Source organism: Collinsella sp. i05-0019-G5 (assembly GCF_042851345.1).
In the GTDB taxonomy this organism is placed as follows: Bacteria; Actinomycetota; Coriobacteriia; order Coriobacteriales; family Coriobacteriaceae; genus Collinsella.
Genome location: NZ_AP031421.1, coordinates 346,090 through 364,825 on the forward strand (window position 1 = coordinate 346,090; position 18,736 = coordinate 364,825).

13 protein-coding genes and 1 tRNA gene are annotated in these 18,736 nt (G+C 60.8%); 10 read left to right on the top strand and 4 right to left on the bottom strand.

Translation table 11 applies throughout. The features are described 5' to 3' along the window. Positions 1–506: 506 nt before the first annotated feature. A complete protein-coding gene (locus ACGHIZ_RS01435) occupies positions 507–1,973 on the top strand; it encodes an ATP-binding protein (RefSeq protein ID WP_195569202.1) in 1,467 nt (488 codons plus the stop codon). 100 nt (positions 1,974–2,073) lie between these two features. Here ACGHIZ_RS01435 and ACGHIZ_RS01440 read toward each other — a convergent pair whose 3' ends face one another. Further along, positions 2,074–2,565: a hypothetical protein gene (locus tag ACGHIZ_RS01440; RefSeq protein WP_195245854.1), complete on the bottom strand. Its 492-nt coding sequence runs from the start codon at positions 2,563–2,565 to the stop codon at positions 2,074–2,076. A gap of 215 nt (positions 2,566–2,780) precedes the next feature. Between ACGHIZ_RS01440 and ACGHIZ_RS01445 the strand changes: the two genes are divergently transcribed. Together ACGHIZ_RS01445 and ACGHIZ_RS01450 are read left to right on the top strand one after the other, a co-directional pair. Then, the gene (locus ACGHIZ_RS01445; RefSeq protein WP_390448627.1) at positions 2,781–3,863 is read left to right on the top strand and encodes an HNH endonuclease; all 1,083 of its coding nucleotides are present in this window, start codon (positions 2,781–2,783) and stop codon (positions 3,861–3,863) included. Positions 3,864–3,913: 50 nt separating this feature from the next. Then, positions 3,914–4,270 carry a hypothetical protein gene (locus ACGHIZ_RS01450; protein WP_390448629.1) on the top strand — a complete coding sequence of 119 codons (357 nt, stop codon included), beginning with the start codon at positions 3,914–3,916 and terminating at the stop codon, positions 4,268–4,270. Positions 4,271–4,308: 38 nt separating this feature from the next. Here the strand turns inward: ACGHIZ_RS01450 and ACGHIZ_RS01455 are convergent, their stop codons facing one another. Both ACGHIZ_RS01455 and ACGHIZ_RS01460 read right to left on the bottom strand, forming a co-directional pair. Beyond that, on the bottom strand, positions 4,309–4,995 hold the full coding sequence (locus ACGHIZ_RS01455; protein WP_195568377.1) for a DUF5710 domain-containing protein: 687 nt from the start codon (positions 4,993–4,995) through the stop codon (positions 4,309–4,311). Positions 4,996–5,426: 431 nt separating this feature from the next. After that, positions 5,427–5,501: transfer RNA gene (locus ACGHIZ_RS01460), tRNA-Val, on the bottom strand. 289 nt (positions 5,502–5,790) lie between these two features. Here ACGHIZ_RS01460 and ACGHIZ_RS01465 point away from each other — a divergent pair. From ACGHIZ_RS01465 to glmM, 3 genes are all read left to right on the top strand, one after another. Then, positions 5,791–6,813 carry a DMT family transporter gene (locus ACGHIZ_RS01465; protein WP_195568376.1) on the top strand — a complete coding sequence of 341 codons (1,023 nt, stop codon included), beginning with the start codon at positions 5,791–5,793 and terminating at the stop codon, positions 6,811–6,813. 149 nt (positions 6,814–6,962) lie between these two features. Next, complete coding sequence (locus tag ACGHIZ_RS01470) at positions 6,963–9,275, top strand: DUF4012 domain-containing protein (protein WP_195568374.1); 2,313 nt, start codon at positions 6,963–6,965, stop codon at positions 9,273–9,275. Between the two features lie 83 nt (positions 9,276–9,358). Then, on the top strand, positions 9,359–10,690 hold the full coding sequence (glmM, locus tag ACGHIZ_RS01475) for a phosphoglucosamine mutase (protein ID WP_195568372.1): 1,332 nt from the start codon (positions 9,359–9,361) through the stop codon (positions 10,688–10,690). Positions 10,691–10,787: 97 nt separating this feature from the next. Here the strand turns inward: glmM and ACGHIZ_RS01480 are convergent, their stop codons facing one another. Further along, on the bottom strand, positions 10,788–12,362 hold the full coding sequence (locus ACGHIZ_RS01480; protein WP_390448633.1) for a carboxypeptidase M32: 1,575 nt from the start codon (positions 12,360–12,362) through the stop codon (positions 10,788–10,790). A 504-nt stretch (positions 12,363–12,866) separates the two neighbouring features. Here ACGHIZ_RS01480 and pheS point away from each other — a divergent pair. The 4 genes from pheS (at position 12,867) to ACGHIZ_RS01500 (ending at position 18,726) form a co-directional block, all read left to right on the top strand. Then, positions 12,867–13,943, top strand: coding sequence for a phenylalanine--tRNA ligase subunit alpha (pheS, locus tag ACGHIZ_RS01485; protein WP_035136801.1), 1,077 nt, complete (start codon positions 12,867–12,869; stop codon positions 13,941–13,943). Positions 13,944–14,127: 184 nt separating this feature from the next. Further along, positions 14,128–16,581 carry a phenylalanine--tRNA ligase subunit beta gene (gene pheT / locus ACGHIZ_RS01490; RefSeq protein WP_390448636.1) on the top strand — a complete coding sequence of 818 codons (2,454 nt, stop codon included), beginning with the start codon at positions 14,128–14,130 and terminating at the stop codon, positions 16,579–16,581. A 245-nt stretch (positions 16,582–16,826) separates the two neighbouring features. After that, the gene (gene cbiM / locus ACGHIZ_RS01495; protein WP_390448639.1) at positions 16,827–17,912 is read left to right on the top strand and encodes a cobalt transporter CbiM; all 1,086 of its coding nucleotides are present in this window, start codon (positions 16,827–16,829) and stop codon (positions 17,910–17,912) included. Further along, positions 17,890–18,726 (top strand): energy-coupling factor transporter transmembrane component T family protein, encoded by an 837-nt coding sequence (locus ACGHIZ_RS01500; RefSeq protein ID WP_390448642.1) that lies wholly within the window; start codon positions 17,890–17,892, stop codon positions 18,724–18,726. The genes cbiM and ACGHIZ_RS01500 overlap by 23 nt, the downstream gene beginning before the upstream one ends. Positions 18,727–18,736: the final 10 nt, after the last annotated feature.

Genomic DNA, 18,736 nt, shown 5'->3' on the forward strand with positions numbered 1-18,736 from the left:
GGGCTGCGACCCTGCGGCGAACTGAAGACGATGCAGCCGGATTGGGCATAGGCCCCGCGTGACCGCCGCACGAGCGTGGAAATTTGGACACTCGCCAAACGAGCGTGGACTTTCGGGCGAAATCGGCCGCCAAAAGCCCCAAAAACCGTCCAAATATCCACTCTCGATATCCGACCCTCCGAAAATCCTCGCTCGTCCATCACTCGCGTATCTCTCGTCTCTCATTCGTCTCTAATATGAGAGATGACAGGAAGATGAGAGAAAAATATGAGAGATAACTGAGCAGCAAAGAGACAGGCAATCATGGTATTGTCTCAATACCGATTGTTCTACCAGCAAAAATATGTATAAATGAAGCAAATGGTAGACATTCCATCTCTATCTATCTTTCTATCTCTAAGCCGAGAGATAGAAAGATAGATGAGAGATAATTACGAGAGATAACTGAGAGACGAGGGAAATCTATCCGTGGCATTCTCCGCAGGACCGAGCGAAAGGACGTGCAGATGAACGAAAACGAGCTGACCGGTCTGCTTGAGTCTTTAAGGCGTATGGGCTCGGATGACCTTAGCGTCGAAGTAAAAGAGAGCGCCATGACGCTTTCCCGCGACGTATGGGAAACGGTCAGCGCTTTCGCAAACACCGCCGGCGGCATCATCGTGCTCGGAGTGAGCGAGCGCGCGGGTTTTGTCCCAGTTGCAAACTTTGAGACCGAGAAGGTGCTCAACCAATTCGTGGCGGGCATGGGCGATGCTGGCGGTCGCGGAAAGCTGGCCAATCCGCCCAAATACACCATTGAGCGCGTGGGGCTTCGGGGGACCGTTGTTCTCGTTATCACGATTGAGGAGCTCGACCCGTCGAGCAAGCCTTGCTATGTCATAGAGCGGGGCGCTCAAGGTGGCAGCTACAAACGCATCGATGACAAAGATGTCCCGCTTTCGTCGACCGAGGTTTTGGCACTGTCGTCATACGAACGGACGAGTCCTAGCGATCGCGATGCGGTGCCCGGCACGAGTGTGGGCGATCTCGACGAGTCGCTGGTCGACCGCACGATAGAGCGTGCCTATTCGTTGACGCCTCGAGCGATGCGCGGTGCGGCGGACAAGAAGACAAAGATGGAGCGTCTGAATTTCCTCGACTTCCAGGGCAATGTTACCAAGGCCGGCCTCCTTGCCGCGGGCGTTTACCCTCAGCAGTTCTATCCCAAGCTCTTCATTGATGTGGCTGTCCACGTGGGAACTCAAAAGGGAGCTGCGGGGCCACTAAGGTTCATGGACCGCACAATCTGTGAGGGAACGTTGGGCGAGATGATCTCGGATGCCGTCGCAGCCGTCGCCAAGAATTTGCGGCGAACCTCGATCGTCCAAGGCGTCTCGCGTGTCGACTCGCTTGAGATTCCCGAGGAGGTTCTGCGCGAAGCAATCGCCAACGCCGTAATCCATCGAGAATACGGGGATCGGCTCTGTGGACAATCGATTGCCGTCGACGTCTTTGATGATCGTGTCGAGGTGACGAATCCTGGCGGCCTTTACGGGGGAAAGACTCGCGAGAACTTGTTTGACGGCAGCTCCCGATGCCGTAACGCGACGCTTGTGAAGCTCATGTCGATTGTCCCGCTGCCGGATGGCGCAGGTTCGCCGGCTGAGGGCAATGGCTCGGGCATCCCGATGATGATCGATGCCATGCGCGCGCATGGTCTGGCCGAGCCCCTGTTCTGCCCGGGATTCGATCGGTTCAAGGTCGTACTTTACCGTTCAAAGATCGAGTCGGTCGATCATGGCGGGGGCTTAATTGTGACGGCACTCAAACACTACGGCGAGCTGGGGACGCGCGAGCTGGCAGAGCGCACAGGGCTCACAATTTCCCAGGTTAGGTCGCGCGTCAACGCGCTCATTGCTCAAGGCGAGCTTGAGCCCACGGCGCCGGCGACGAGCCGCAACCGCAAGTATCGACTGTCGGAGTGCGTGGGATAGATGCGTTAGTGGACGAGGCGACCCAATAATCGACCCTCGATTGGCGTCCATTAAGGTAAAGCGGTTGTTGCCCAGTCGACGGTGATGCTCAAGACTCGGCTTACGCCGGCATGGCCCCGAACCCGTCTATCAAGAACAGCCTAAGAACCAGCTTGATGACATTTCCCGGTTTGACTTCTGCCGCGTCAAAGACGTGGCGCTCGGCGAGCTCGCTACAGTATGCATAGATGTCGCGGATAAGGTCCGCGCCCGAGAGCGTAAACATGTAGCCTGCGTCCGAAAGCGCATTGGGCGCGGCAGGCAACTTGGCCATGTGACAGAACGTTTGCAGGTCGGGCGCCATAACGTTCTGGTAGTCGAGGTGGCCGTTGGCATCCTGCGCGGCAAGCTCCAATTGGCGCACAAAATCCAGCGCCGCCGCTAACACAAAGCTCGGCGTAGGCGCATTGACGTCCTGAGTGGTCGCCACAAGCCTGCCCGCCGCCTGCGTGACAAGCCAAGCGACCTCGCGCTGGCAACGCACGGCCTTGCGCGTAACCGGCTTGATGGACGAAGAAGAAACGCTCCCCTTAGGCGGATTCGAGGCAGCCATAAGACCCTCCCATGAACGACCCGGCCCAACAAGCCCGGATGAAACACGTGCTACATCAGTATACAGGGAAGTGGGGTAGCGGGGTACAAGCGCGCCGGCGGCAAACCGAGAGCATCAACGATGCGCCGATCGCGGAATGAGATCTCGTAATAATTGACTCTCGGCCATATTATTGAGGGGCATGACTCGCGTTCGTATGGTTGTAGGTGCTGGCGATGAACGACATTGACCTTGCTGTTCCGTTGATGGATGGACCAAGCTATGACCGCGCCTGCAGTCTCGTGCCTTCCGAATACGTTGAGGCATGGGAGTGGTTTCTGGGTGAGGAGCAGCGCGGCGGCGTTTGGACCAGCCTTCCGCACCACACCAAGGAAGATAGCCCTCAGTATCAGTACCGTTTGAGAATTGGCTCGGACTTCTTTCCCGTAACGCGGGATTCAGGGATCTTCTGGCCGGGCCAGGATCGGGTGAAGCAAGATCCCAATAAGATCTTTGCGCTTTCGGTCCATAACTCTAAAAAGAGCTTCTACACCGATGTGCCTCCGCTCTATTTGGACGATGGTACGTGGGTCATTAAGTACTCGGTTCAAGCGCCGGGTACCGTTGGTTTTCGAGACCAGAATTACAACCGTAAAATGCTCAACTGCATGGAATGTGGCGTTCCAGTCGGAGTCATATTTGCAACCGAGGTGGGCTATAAGGTGCTCGGCCTTGCATTTGTTGAACGGTTCGAGCCCGAAAACGGATGGTTTGTTCTGCACGGTCCTGTTCATAAAGGCGGACCGGACCCTCGTTTTGCGCCCGACATGAGTTATCTGAAGCACATGCCCGTCGATATTGAGTTTGCCGGACAGGGTACGACCGACGACGAAAAGGTCCGCTATGCGTTAAGGCGCAAGCGATTGGGGCAGCAATGGTTCCGCAAGCAGCTCGTTGCCGCCTATGATGGCCGTTGCGCGGTGTCGGACTGCGGCGTCAGCGAAGCTCTGGAGGCTGCACATATCGAGAATTACTCGGGACCCAAATCGCAGGTTGCCAGCAACGGCATTCTGCTTCGGCGCGATCTTCATTCCCTATTTGATGCTCACCTGATTTCGTTTGAGCCTGTTTGCGGCGAATATCGGCTGTGCGGATCGTACCTGCTGGATAAGACCGACTACGTTTCCTTTGCGGGTGCGACGCTAAGGCAGCCGAATGAGCGTCAGTGGCGACCCAATACGGTGTTTCTTGAGGCCCATCGCATTGAGTTCGATCGCTCGGAAAAGAAGCGTGAAAAGGCGGGGCTTCTGCCGTATTAGCGTATTTGGCTTTGGCGGTCTTTTACGATCGTGTTGTTTGATCGGATCGCGTGGCGATGCAATCTCGCGCGCACTTGCTGGTGCATGCTCTTCCTGGTTTGAATAACGGGAAGGGAGCGAGCGTGAGCTGGCGAGGCGATATCGTGATGGGGAAGTACGGAAAACTGCCGCGTGCCCTTATCGACAACAATATGTTTCCGGGCGTAGAAGTTGATTGCGGGTCGTTTGCTGGCACCTGCCCTTGCTGCGGCTCGCAAATACCGTGTCTCGACATTCGGTTCATCGATGCGCGTGACAGACTCAGCGACGAAGTGAGAAAACAGACAGGCGTTCATATGCCGGTGTATCCGGAGAAATGCCCTGTTTGTGGCCTCGATATCGTGTATGACGCCGGCGACGAGGGATAGGTGATGCGGAGGAGCTGGCTGTGAAGGCATCTTCGTCTCTACAAATAAACCCCCTCACCGAGTTGCCTGTGGAACTCGGCGTGATGGTCGCGTGCCCAGGTAAAGAGCGCTTGGTCAAAGTCGGTGCGCGTGGCCGGGACGCCAAAGACGCCGGCAACTTCGACGCGTATAAACTCCAGTGCCGGCAGCTTGTTGATGGCAGTGAGGGCAAACGGGGACGAGGGCTCCTCGAACAGATAGCGGCTGCCTTGCAGCGCGTCGCAACTGGTGCACGTGTTGCCGAGCGACGGGGCTTTGGAAGCTCGCGCTCCTACGGGCTTGTAGCCGCAGCGCTTATGAAGATAGTCGCGGATCTCGCCCGGCACGCAGCCAAGAGCGGGCACGATGGCGAGTGCGTTGGCGTTGGCCGTGTCGATGGCAATGTGCCCGGCTTCGTTGGGCGCGTGCGCGATGACGATGCTCTCGTCGTTATCGGCTCGATAGGGAATGCCGAAGGCCGCGACCGAGGTCTCTTTGTGACATTTCCAGCACTCGCGCTTGCCCAGTACTAGATATATATACGGCGCCGAGGGGTCGGATCGGTCAACACCGGGCAGCCACTCGGCAAAGGGCTCGGGGTTGACGCCGCTGGGTACATACCAGATCTTCTTGGTCCGGTCCCATTTGGCGCCCAGCGCCTTGGCTTCTTCTTTGTGCGAAAAGGGGACATCGAGCTCAGTGCGCATGGCGGCTCCTTGGTGCTGCAGGTGCAAGTGGCTCAAGGATACCGCAGGGCGCAGACATCGCGGCGTTTTGCTGAGAAGTTGCGGTGCGGACTGATTGGTTATGCCGATGGATAGATTGGCAAGTAGATGGTCGGCTTTCGGCCAGTTGGGTGGCAACCTTGCCAAAAGCTTGACGGATTGCGGTTTAGATATCGGCGAATGAGCACTTTGGACGCACACGGCGAAAAGCCGCCGGTCGTTTACCGGAAACTTAACAGGACCGCCGGCCGCCGCCGGCGTGCGTGCTATCTTCGCGCCATGAGGTACTTTATCGTTTCACATAACGCCGCATTGGCGCTGTTGGCGCACATTTGGGCGGTTGGAACTGCCAGCGGATTTGGCGGCATAAAACAAAACAGCCCAGAGGACATAGCCTCTGAGCTGCGAACATTTGGTGGGCGTTAGAAGATTTGAACTTCTGACCTCTTCCGTGTCAGGGAAGCGCTCTCCCCCTGAGCTAAACGCCCGATCAAGGGTGCGCAAGCGCGCAAGGGATAATATAACGGAGCCTGAACTCGGTGGCAAGAACATTTTTAAAAATCGCTTACATTGTGGAATACGGGGGCTTTGTCATATCCATCTCAAAAGAGCCTGCTGCCGCGATTTGGCTGTCGCATAATGCAAGGCCATTGCGGTATCGAGCTATGGAAAGACGCCTGCGGAATTGTCCTACCGATAAGCGGACAAGCCTCCAGCTGGTGACTTCGCCGTGGTAAGGTAAGCCGAATTGTTTCCAGGCTGTTTCGGGGGAGTGGAATGAGCAAAGAGCGTGTCGAGCAGGTCGAAGGCACAGGGGCTTCGGTGCCGATGACCGATATATCGAACATTGATGTGCCCGAGGGCACCGACGAGCTCAGCCGTAGCACCCGCCGCGCCTGGCGCGAGCGCCTGAACAGCGCTTCGACGCGCAAGATGATCACGGGCGTCTTAGCCACGCTGGTGGGCGGTTCGTTTTGGGGTTTCTCGGGTACCAGCGCGAGTTTTTTGTTCGATACCTACCATGTCGATACGCTGTGGCTTATGAGCATACGACAGATTCTCGCCGGCCTGCTCTTTATGGCCGTGGTTGTTACGCGCGACCGCGAGCGCCTGATTAAGCTCTGGACCACACCCGCCGATCGCAAGCAGCTGCTGCTCTTTACCGCCTTTGGCCTGCTGTTCAACCAGTTTTGCTATCTTTCGGCCGTGCGCCTGACGAACGCCGGAACCGCGACGGTGCTCCAGTGCCTGCAGCTCGTTATCATCATGGGCTACGCCTGCGTGACCGATCGCCGCATGCCGCGTACTCGCGAAGTCATCGGCATTGGCCTGGCTCTGGGTGGAACCTTTTTAATCGCCACCGGCGGCGACCCCACCAGCCTGAATATCTCGCCGCTTGGCCTGGCAGCAGGTCTTATGTGTGCGGTCAGCGCCGCGTGTATGGCGGTGATTCCCGCCAAGATCCTGCCCGAATACGGCAGCCCCATCGTCACGGGTTCGGCAATGCTCACGGCGGGCGTGGTCTCATGTGCCTTCGTGCAGCCCTGGGCGCATATGCCGGCGCTCGACGCTGCCGGCATCGAGGCGCTCGCGGTGTTCGTGGTTATCGGCTCGTTTTTTGCTTACATGCTCTATATGCAGGGCGTTAAGGACATCGGCTCGGTGCGTGCGAGCCTCATCGGAACTGTGGAGCCGGTTTCGGCGACCATCACCAGCGCCGTTATGCTGGGCACGGTGTTTTTGCCGACCGACCTTATCGGCTTTGCCATGATCATCGTGATGATGTTCCTCACGGTGTAGCTGGCGCCGCCGCCAAGACGGAAAAGGTGTTGTGCCGCATTTTCGCCAATTGATGTCCGTGTCTGGAGTTTAGCTGTCGATGCTCAAAATGCCATAAACTAGTAACGTTATGGACTTTTTCATTGCGACTCAATTGCGAGGATTTCTTTATGGCTGGTAATCACTTTAAGGGCAGCGATAGCGGTCGCCCTGCAGTTCCGCCGCGTCCGAACGGGGCTGGTAAGGCCGGCACGCCGGGCGGCGCTGGACAGGGCGGTTCCGGTAAGCGCGTGTCCCCGGGCGAGACAGCGATGTTTACCGCTCTGTACGAGCAGTCTCAAAAGGCAAAAAAGACCGGCCGTGCAAGAGGGAATGTCTTTGCGGGCGGTGCAACCTCCACGTCGCAGCCGAGCGGGGCTCCTTCGGTACCCGCGAACAACGCAGATGCTGCCAACGCCGCGAATGCCGCCGGCAACGTTAATGCCGGCAAGGCCGCCAACAATACTCCCTCTGCCGGTGGCGCGGGGCTTACGGGTAACCTTGGCACGATTTACACCGGCGCCTCCGAGACTGGCACGTTCGCCCGCCTGGATGATAGCGGTGCCGAGTTTGCGGGCTCGGGTTCCAAGGAAGATTATTACGATTTTGGCTTGAACTACGGTAGCGACGCTTCGTCGAGTTCGACCTCTGACGGTCTGGTCCGTCATCGCCATCGCAAGGGCGAGCACAAAAAGCGTCACACCGGCGCCATTATTGCCGCTGTAGTCGCGGTGCTTCTCGTTGCGCTTGGCGCAAGCGGCTTTATGCTGCTTAACTCGGCAAAGACCGTAAAGAGCGAAGCGAAGGAGGCTGTCGAGATCGTCGGTGGCCTTAAGGACAAGGTCACGTCGGGCGATTTTTCGACGCTGCCTGACGACGCGAAGAAGATCGATGAGCTCTGCAACAGCATGAAGGCGGAGACCTCGAGCCCGCTGTGGGCGGCGGCTTCGTTTATCCCGGTGTATGGCAGCGATATCAATGCGGCCCGCACCATGATTGACGCCCTGTCCGATGTCTCGAGCGATGCGCTGGTTCCCATGGCCGATAACCTTTCGCAGGCTACGCCCGGCAAGCTGTTCCAGGACGGCATGATTAACGTGTCCGCGCTGCAGGCGGTCGCCGATTCGCTTTCCAGCAGCTCGAAGGTGTTCAAGAGCGCCAACGAGAAGGTCCAGGGCATTGGCGATACTCATATTTCCCAGGTGACCGAGCTGGTCGATAAGGCCAAGGACGGCTTTGCCACCCTCAACGGCGCGGTTGACGCGGCGGAGAAGGTTGCCCCCGTCCTTCCCCAGATGCTCGGCGCCAACGGCCAGACGCGCAATTACCTTATGTACGCCATGAACAACGTCGAGATTCGTGCCTGCGGCGGCTTTGGCGGTTCGCAGGGTCTGATTTCGGTCACCGACGGCCAGATGTCGATTGGCGAGTTTGTTCCCCGCATTGGACTCAGCGAGGATGAGGCAGTCGAGAGCGTCGACGAAGAGGATGAGGCGCTGTTCGGCAACCACAGTAACCTGTACAACTCGGGCAATACCTATTCGCCTGATTGGCCCCGCAACTCGCAGCGTGTCGCCGCGCTGTGGAAGTCCCAGTATGGACAGGACGTTGATGGCGTCATCGGTATCGACCCGGTGTTCCTGCAGTATCTGCTGGGCCTGGTCGGTAATGTCTCGCTGCCCGACGGAACGGTTGTCGACGGCACCAACGCCGCAAAGGTCCTCATGCACGATGTGTACTGGAACTATCCGGTCGAGGAGTCGGACGGCATCTTTGCATCCGTCGCCAGCGCTGCCTTCGACAAGATCCTTGGCGGTATCGGCGATGTCGATGTTACGAAGCTTGTCAGCGCCGTTGAGCGCGGTGCCGAAGAGGGCCGCCTGATCGCGTGGATGAGAAACGATGATGAGCAGAATGCCATCAAAGAGACGGGCATTGACGCTTCGCTGCCCAATCCGGATGACCCGAGTGCCGATCCTGTTGCCGGCGTTTACTTTAACAACCTGAGCTTCTCCAAGCTCGACTGGTACCTGAACGCTGATACGCAGATTGGCCAGGGCATCAAGAACGGTGACGGCACGTGCTCCTATCGCATCACCGTTACCCTGACGAACATCATGACGCAGGAGGAGGCTGGCAAGCTGCCCGACTACGTTGCGGCGAGCGCACCCGATGCCGCGCGTGACGACGAGCGTCTGAATGTCTCACTGTTTGCCCCGACGGGCGGCAACATTACTGATCTGACCGTCGAGGGCACCCAGTTTGGTCTCGGCGCCGCTACGTGGCATGGAATCCCCTTCTATTCGGGCACCGTTGACCTGCATGCTGGCGAGACGACGACGATCACGTATACGCTGACCACGTCGGCCGAGGCGGGGGACAAGCCGCTTACGCTGCGTCAGACTCCTACATGCCAGGCGGCTCGCGACAGCGCGTCGGCGTAGGGTTTTTCTGGTAGCGCAGATAATCGAGTACCATTTTGGGGCGGACAGGCAATCTGTTCGCCCCTATTTTGTAAGGAGAGCGCATGAAGTACTTTGGCACCGACGGCTTTCGCGGCGAGGCCAACGTTGGGCTGACGGTAGAGCACGCTTATAAGATTGGCCGTTTTGTGGGCTGGTATTACGGCGCCAACCGCGAGCGCAAGGCGCGCGTTATCGTGGGCAAGGACACACGTCGCTCGAGTTATATGTTCGAGGCGGCGCTGGTGAGCGGTCTGGTCGCGAGCGGTGCGGACGCCTATATGCTGCACGTGATCCCGACGCCGGGCGTGGCGCATCAGACCGTGGAGGGCTGCTTCGATTGCGGCATCATGATCAGCGCGAGCCACAACCCGTTTTGCGATAACGGCATTAAGCTCGTCAATAGCGACGGTTTTAAGATGGACGAGGACGTACTGGAGCTCATCGAGGACTACATCGATGGCAAGAGCGAAGTTCCGTTGGCCACGGGCAACCACATCGGTGCCACGGTGGACTACATGCAGGGCCGCAACCGCTACATTGCTTCGCTCATTGCAAGTGCGAACTTTTCGCTGCAGGGCGTCAAGATCGGTATCGACTGCGCCAACGGCTCGGCTTCCTCGGTGGCCAAGCCGGTGTTTGACGCGCTCGGTGCCGACGTGCGCGTGATCAATGCCGCGCCCGATGGCTTTAACATCAACGTCGACTGCGGCTCCACGCATATGGAGCGTCTGCAGCGCCATGTGGTGGAGCAGGGCCTGGACGTGGGTTTTGCCTACGATGGCGATGCCGACCGCTGCCTGGCCGTGGATGAGCGCGGTCGCGTGGTAGACGGCGACCAGATCCTGTACGTGTGCGGCGTGTATCTGAACAAGCACGGTCGCCTTTCGGGCGGTACCGTGGTGCCGACGATTGCCAGCAACTTTGGCCTGATCAAGTCGTTGGAGCTTGCCGGTCTGAGCGCCGTGACCAGCGGCGTGGGCGACCGTCACGTGTATGCCAAGATGCGCGAGGGCGGCTACAGCCTGGGCGGCGAGCAGACGGGCCATACGATCTTTGGCGATATCGAGCGCACGGGCGACGGCATTATGACCTCGCTGCGCGTGATGGAAGTGATTCGTGCCGAGCGCGAGACGCTCTCGCAGCTCACGGCTCCGTGCAAGCTGCTGCCGCAGGCGCAGGTGGCCGTGCGCGTGGCGGACAAGGACGCCGCGCTCGAGAACATGGGCGTGCAGAACGCCATCGCCGAGGCCGAGGTTGCGCTGGCAGGCGAGGGCCGCGTGCTCGTGCGCAAGAGCGGAACCGAGTCGGTTATCCGCGTGCTGGCCGAGGCGCCCGACCAAGCATCCGCCGATGCCGCCATGAAGCGCATCGCCAACGCGCTCGAGGCTCTGTAAGGTAGTCATTGGGGACGTTCTTAAACAACTAGGTGGAAAGGGGGCGCCGCGGATTGGTTCCGCGGCGTCCCCTTTGCGTTGACGTGTCGGTTATGCCTTACAGCTCGTAGAGCGTGGTGAACTTGTCCTGCAGGTAGCTGCAGTAGTAGCGGGCATCGAACGCCATGCCGCACGCGCCCTTGATGAGCTCCGGCGCGTCCTTGGCGCGGCCCCACTGCCAAATGTGCTCGCCCAGCCAGGCGCGGACGGGTGTCAGGTCGCCGCTCGCGCAGGCGCCGGTAAGGTCGACGCCGTCGCGGCACATGGCCGGCACAAACATGGCATCGTAGGCGCTACCCAGCGCATACGTGGGGAAGTAGCCAAACGAGCCGCCGCTCCAGTGCGTATCTTGCAGGCAGCCGCGTGTGTCGTCGGGAACGGGAATGCCCAGGTACTCGTCCATAAAGCGATTCCAAAGCGCGGGGATGTCCTTGGCCGTGGCCTCGCCGGCAAACAGCATGCGCTCAATCTCGTAACGCACCATGATATGCAGCGGGTAAGTGAGCTCGTCGGCCTCGGTACGGATCAGCGACGGCTGAGCGATGTTCACGGCGCGGTAGAGCGTGTCCTCGTCCACGTTGCCGTAGACCTCGGGCGCGTGGCGGCGCAGCACCTCGAGCAGCGGTCCCATAAAGGCGCGGCTGCGGCCCACGGTGTTCTCGAAAAAGCGGCTCTGGCTCTCGTGGATGCCCATGGAGGTGCCGCCCTCCAGGCACGTGCGCGCGTAGGCGGGGTTCACGCCCAGCTCGTACATGGCGTGGCCGGCCTCGTGGATGATGCTGTAGACGTTGGAGATGCAATCGTCCTCGTAGATGTGCGTGGCGATGCGCGCGTCGCCCACCGAGAAGCCCTCGCTAAACGGATGCTCGGTAAAGGCAAGCGTGGTGTCGTCCAGGTCCAGGCCGACAAGCTTCATCAGATCGAAGCTCATGGCGCGCTGGGCGGCCTCGGGCACGCGGGCGTGCAAAAAGTCTGCAGCGGGCTGCTGGCCGCGCTCGCCGATGGCGTGCACGAGCGGCACGACCGTGGCCTTAACCTCGTCGCAAAACGCATCGAAGCTCTCGGTGGAAAGGCCGCGCTCGTACTGGTCGAGCCACACGTCGTATGGGTCGCGCTTGGGGTCCATGAGCTCGGCCTGATGCTTGAGCTGGCTGACGATTTTGTCCACATAGGGCTCAAAGCTCGCCCAGTCGTTGGCCGCTTTGGCCTTGTGCCACACGGCGTCGGCCTCGCAGGTGAGCCTGGTCCAGGCCTCGGCCTCCTCGGTGGGGATGACGCTTGCCTCGCGCTGGTCGCGGCCGAGCACGCGAATCTCGTCAAGCAGCTGCGGGTCGTCGATCTTTCCGCCGGTGACGGTCTCGCGTGCCAGCGAACGTACAAGTTCGACAGACTTTTCGCTGGTCAGGAGCTTATGGTGCTCGCCGGCAAGGGTGCCCATGGTGTCGGCACGGGCGGCGGCACCGTTGGCGGGAGCAATGGTCGCGCCGTCAAACTCGGCAATCTTGAGCAGGTACTCGCGGGTCCACAGCTTGCCCTCGAGCTTGCGGAATTTTTTGACGGCCTTATCGACCTTCATGCCTTTGGGCGTCTTGCCCGCTGCGGGCTTGGCCTTCTTATCGTACTTCTTTCCCATACCATATCCTTAATCTCGCAGGCCGAGCGCCGCAGGCGGGTGCACGGCCAGTTTGCACAGCTACTTGCCTTGTACCCAGCGCGAACAAAACGGAACGCGGCGATGCGCTCGCGAAATGTGTTATCCTATAGCCCAATGCGTTGACGGAGAGGGTTTTGCCCGCCGCGTCGCCGGCGAGAGAGGGAAGGTCATGGGCTGCAAGCCTTCCTGCGGTGGCAAGGGCCAAGCGTTCACTCCCGAGCAGCGACCTCAACGGGCGCGCGGCCAGTGGCAGCAAAGCCCCAGTAGGGAAGCCGTGAGCCTCGCGACAAGAGGCGCAGAGTGGGCACGGCGGGCCAGACATCCGCCGGGTCAAACAAGGTGGTACCGCGGAATTCAACCGTCCTTGGGCAATGCACATGCCCGAGGGCGGTTTTTTGTTACCGAACCGGGCCGCGTTTTCGCAGTGCCAGACGGCGACAGTCGTCCCGGCAGGCGGAAAGCGCGAGAGACGAAAGGGAAGACATGAGTCTGATTGATGATCTGGTCAAACTCGAGGAAGAGGCCAAGGAGCTCGTCGCCGGTGCCGACGACGCCGCCAAGCTCGAGGCCGCGCGCGTTGAGCTGCTCGGCCGCAAGGGCCGCATCACCGGCCTGATGCGCATGATGGGCAAGCTCGCCCCCGAGGATCGTCCCATGATGGGCAAACGCGCCAACGAGATGCGCCAGCTGATCGAGGGCATGCTCGACGAGCGCACCACCGAGATGAAGGCCGCCGCCCTCAAGCACGCACTCGAGCACGAGGCCGTCGACATCACGCTGCCGGGTATCCGTCCGCAGATCGGTCACCAGCACCTGATCAAGCAGATCATCGAGGAGGCCGAGGACATCTTCTGCGGCATCGGCTACACCGTCGAGTCCGGCCCCATGGTCGATACCTCCTACTACAACTTCACCGCGCTCAACGCGCCCATGGATCACCCGAGCCGCTCGGCTCGCGACACGTTCTATGTGGTCGACAACAACCCCGGCAGCGTTGCGCATCCCGAGGCTCACGCTCACGGCGAGTCCGACGTGCTGCTGCGCACCCAGACCTCGGGCGTGCAGATCCACACCATGGAGTCGCAAAAGCCGCCCATCTACATGATCTGCCCGGGCACCGTCTATCGTCCCGACACGGCCGACGCCTGCCACCTGCCGCAGTTCAACCAGATCGAAGGCCTGGTCGTCGACGAGGGTATCACCTTTGGCGATCTTAAGGGCACGCTCGACTACTTTGTTAAGTGCATGTTTGGTGAGGATCGCAAGACGCGCTATCGCCCGCACTTCTTCCCCTTCACCGAGCCTTCCTGCGAGGTGGACGTGAGCTGCCACGTGTGCGGCGGCAAGGGCTGCAACTTCTGCAAGCACAGCGGCTGGATCGAGATTCTGGGCTGCGGCATGGTCGACCCCAACGTCCTGATCAACTGTGGCATCGACCCCGAGAAGTACACCGGCTTCGCCTTTGGTATTGGCGCCGAGCGCGTCGCGGCACTGCGCTACGACCTGCCCGACCTCAGAACTCTCATGACGGGTGATATGCGCTTCTTGAATCAGTTCTAGGCTGCGGCTTGCCCAAGCACGACACCTCGGCGCTCATTCGTCGCTTGCGTACCAAAGTACGCGGCGCTCCTCTTTCGGGCCGATCTGCCGCACTTGGACAACCCTCGCTTTGTAAGGAATGTTCACAAAGTTGAAGTTTCCACCTGCATCTCTTCGCAGGCTTTCAGTATGAAAGGAGAGCTAGATGCGTGTTTCTTACGACTGGCTCAAGACCATGATCGATATTCCGGAGGATCCCAAGACCCTTTCGGACGAATATATCCGTACCGGCACCGAGGTCGAGGCGATCGACACCGTGGGCGAGTCCTTCGACCACGTGGTGACCGCCCAGGTGCTCACCAAGACCCCGCACCCCGATAGCGACCACATGTATGTGTGCTCGGTCGACGTGGGTGACAAGAACCTCGACGCCGACGGCAACCCCGCTCCGCTGCAGATCGTCTGCGGCGCGCAGAACTTCGAGGCCGGTGACCACATCGTCGCGGCCATGATCGGCGCTGTCCTGCCCGGCGGCGTCAAGATCAAGAAGAGCAAGCTTCGCGGCGTCGTGTCCATGGGCATGAACTGCTCCGCGCGCGAGCTCGGCTTGGGCGGCGACCACTCCGGCATCATGATCCTGCCCGAGGATACGCCCTGCGGCATGCCGTTTGCCGAGTACGTGGGCTCGAGCGACACCGTGCTCGACTGCGAGATCACGCCCAACCGCCCCGACTGCCTGTCCATGATCGGCATGGCCCGCGAGACCGGCGCCATCTTCGACCGCGACTTCCACGTCGAGCTGCCCGCCATTAAGGTCGAGACCGGCCGCGCGACCGACGACGAGCTTTCCGTCGAGATCGCCGACGAGGGCCTGTGCGACCGCTATGTCGCCCGCATCGTGCGCAACGTGAAGGTCGGCCCCTCGCCCGACTGGATGGTCAAGCGCCTCAACGCCCTGGGCGTGCGCCCGCACAACAACATCGTCGACATCACCAACTATGTGATGATGCTCACCGGTCAGCCGTTGCACGCCTTTGACCTGGACACCTTTGCCGAGCGCGATGGCCACCGCCGCGTGGTGGTTCGTGCCGCCCAGCAAGACGAGAAGTTCACGACGCTCGACGGCGAGGAGCGCGTTCTCGACGCCGGCATGGGCCTTATCACCGACGGCGAGCGTCCCGTGGCATTGGCCGGCGTTATGGGCGGCATGGATTCCGAGATCGAGGACGACACCGTCGACGTGATGGTCGAGAGCGCCTGCTTCAACGCCGGTCGCACCTCGCACACCAGCCGCGATCTGTCGCTGATCTCCGACGCCTCCATTCGCTTTGAGCGCCAGGTCGACGAGACCGGCTGCGTGGACGTCGCCAACGTTACCTGCGCGCTCATCGAGGAGATCGCCGGCGGCGAGGTCGCTCCCGGCTATGTCGACGTGTTCCCCGCGCCCAAGACCATCGACAGCATTAAGCTGCGCCTGGCCCGCGTGCATGCCATCTGCGGTGCCGACATCGAGCCCGACTTTATCGAGCGTTCGCTCACCCGTCTGGGCTGCACCGTCGAGCGCGACGGCGAGGACTTTATGGTCACCCCGCCGAGCTTCCGTCCCGATCTGCTGCGCGAGATCGACCTGATCGAGGAGGTCCTGCGCCTGTGGGGCATGGGCCGCGTGACGGCGACCATCCCGGCTGCCAAGAACCACATCGGCGGCCTGACCCGCGAGCAGAAGCTCACCCGTAAGGTCGGCGAGATCCTGCGCGCCTGCGGCCTCAACGAGACCACGACTTTCGGCTTTGCCGCCCCGGGCGACCTGGAGAAGATCGGTATGTCCACCGAGGGTCGCGGTTGCCCCGTGGTGCTCATGAACCCGCTGGTAGCCGAGCAGACCGAGATGCGTCGTTCGCTGTTGCCGGGCCTGCTGCAGTCCGTGGCCTACAACGAGGCGCACGGTACGCCCAATGTGCACCTGTACGAGGTCGGCAGCCTGTTCCACGGTCGCGAGAACGCCAGCCTGCCCAAGGAGACCAAGTCCGTGGCGGGTGTGCTCTCGGGCCAGTGGAGCGAGCAGTCCTGGAGCATGAAGTACCGCAAGCTGCGTTTCTTCTTTGGCAAGGGCATTGTCGAGGAGCTGCTCGCCCAGCTGCGCATCGAGAAGGTTCGCTTCCGTCCCGTCGAGGGCGAGGGCTACGCTTTCTTGCAGCCGGGTCGTGCGGCCGAGGTTCTGTCCGGCGGCACCGTACTGGGCTGGGTCGGCGAGATTCACCCCGAGGCGCGCGAGGCGATGGGCATCGATGAGGTCGTCGTTGCCTTTGAGCTCGATCTGGACAAGCTGATCAAGGGCGCCCGCAACCAGGAGAACTACCGCGAGTTCTCGCAGTATCCTGCCGTTGAGCACGACCTTGCTATCGTGGTCGACAACGCTGTGACCTGCGAGGATCTTGAGCGCCGCATTACCAGCGCCGGCGGCAAGCTGCTCGAGGGCGTGCGCCTGTTCGATGTCTACCGCGATCCGGTCCGCATCGGCAAGGGCAAGAAATCCATGGCCTTTGCGCTTACGTATCGCTCCGACGACCACACGCTCACCAGCGAAGAGGTCGAAAAGGCGCACCAGAAGATCGTCACCAAGGTGTGCAAGGGCGTAAACGGCGAGGTCCGCGGCTAGGTCCTGCGCCGGATATAGACCAGCGTCGGCTGCCGCCGAGTCTTACGTGACTGCTGTTTTCGGTATAAGGCACCGTTGAGCCTTCATATATGACACGCGCATTACATAACGGCGTGCTGCTTTGTCGGCAGTGCGCCGTTTTGCTATGATAGCCCGCGGCGTGTTACGAATCTGACAATGCGTAACACTGACAAGGTGATTCAAGCGGCGTTGCAATTCTGTGCGTCGATAACCGGGAGGCGTATATGCACATTCCAGATAACTACCTGTCCCCGCAGACCGATGCCGTTATGGCGGTGGCGATGGTGCCCGTTTGGGTCCATTGCATCAAAAAGGTACGCGCCACGCTCGATCGCGAGCACATGGCTTTCCTGGGCATCTGCGCTGCGTTCTCCTTCTTGCTCATGATGTTTAACGTGCCGCTGCCCGGCGGCACCACGGGTCACGCCGTCGGCGGTGCACTCATCGCGCTGCTGCTGGGCCCCGAGGCCGCGGCCATTGCGGTTTCGGTCGCACTGGCACTGCAGGCGCTGCTGTTTGGCGACGGCGGCATCCTGTCCTTTGGAGCCAACTGCTTTAACATGGCATTTGTGCTGCCGTTTGTGGCAGCCATCGTGTTCCGTGCGCTTAACAGCCGTTTGCACGACAAGAGCTGGGGCACCTCGGTTTCGGCCATCGTAAGCGGCTGGGTCGGCCTGTGCCTGGCGGCCCTGTGCGCAGCAATCGAGTTTGGTATTCAGCCGATGCTTTTCACGAATGCTTCGGGCGCTCCGCTGTACTGCCCCTTCCCGCTGTCCATTGCCATTCCGGCCATGATGATCCCGCATATGTTGGTAGCCGGCGTGGTCGAGGGCGTGGCGACTGCCGCGATCTACGGCTTTATCAAGAAGACGGCGCCGAGCGTTATCGTCGGCCCCGAAGCCGCCGATGGACAGCTTGCTGCCGAGGGCGCTGCTGCAAAGAAGACCTCGCTGGTCCCCACGCTCATCTTGGTTGCCGTGCTTGTCGTGGCCACGCCGCTGGGCCTGCTGGCCACGGGTGACGCCTGGGGTGAGTGGGACGCCGAGGGCGCCGCGACCGCCGTTCAGGAGGCTGGCGACGACAGCCTGCAGGCTTCGGTCGGTCTCGACACCCCGACCTTTGCCGACGCTCTGCCTACGGGTGATTACCTGCAGGCCTATTCCGAGGAGCAGGGTCTCGGCTTTGCCGGTCAGGCTGCCATGTATATCTTGTCCGGCGTGATTGGCGTGGCGGTGCTCACCATCGCATTCCGTCTGATCTCGCTGACGGTCAAGGAAAGCGGAGCCCATGGCGATGGTCGAGCTGCCTAGCTGGCTTGCGGCCGAGGAGCGATACGAGCCCACGGGCGCTCGTCATCGCGTGATGCAAAAGAACGTCCTGCACCTGGCGAGCCTGCTTGAGCGGGTTCGCCTGGGTGGAGGCGCGCACGAGGGCGGGTCGATGGTCGACCGCGCCCTTTCTTGCGTTTCGGCTCCGGTGCGCCTGGTGGGGATGTTCGTTTGCGTCCTGTGCGTGTGTCTGACGCAGAGCCCTCTGTACCTCATGTTGATGGCGGCTATCGCGCTGGTGCTCGTTGCCGTGCGCCCCGTACGCGGGCTGCGGGCAACCTTTGTGCCGGCGCTTGGCGCTGCAGGGCTCGCGGTGGTTCTGGTACTGCTCGCCTTGCTGCTGGACACTTCTGCCGCGGGCGCCATGCTCAAGATCGCGCTCAAGACGTTTATTAATGTGTCGCTGGTGCTGGGTGTTTCGTGGACGCTCACCTGGAGCCGCATGTCGGCGGCGCTCAAAATGCTGCACCTGCCCGACGAGGTTATCTTTACGTTTGATATGGCGCTCAAGCATATTGAGGTGCTGGGACGCACGGCGCACGATCTGTGCGAATCGGTCATGCTGCGCAGCGTCGGTTCCGCGCCTGCGGGTTTTTCGCGCACCGATTCGCTGGCGGGTATCATGGGCATGACGTTTATCAAGGCGATGGAATGCAGCCGCGCGATGGACGAGGCCATGCTGTGTCGCGGCTTCGCCGGCGTGTATCCGGCGCTTGCACGGAGCGGCTTTGGCTGGCACGATGCGGTTTACGCGGCCGTTGTGGCGTTGCTCGCCGTGTTGTGCGCGGTGCTGTAGCGCGGACGGT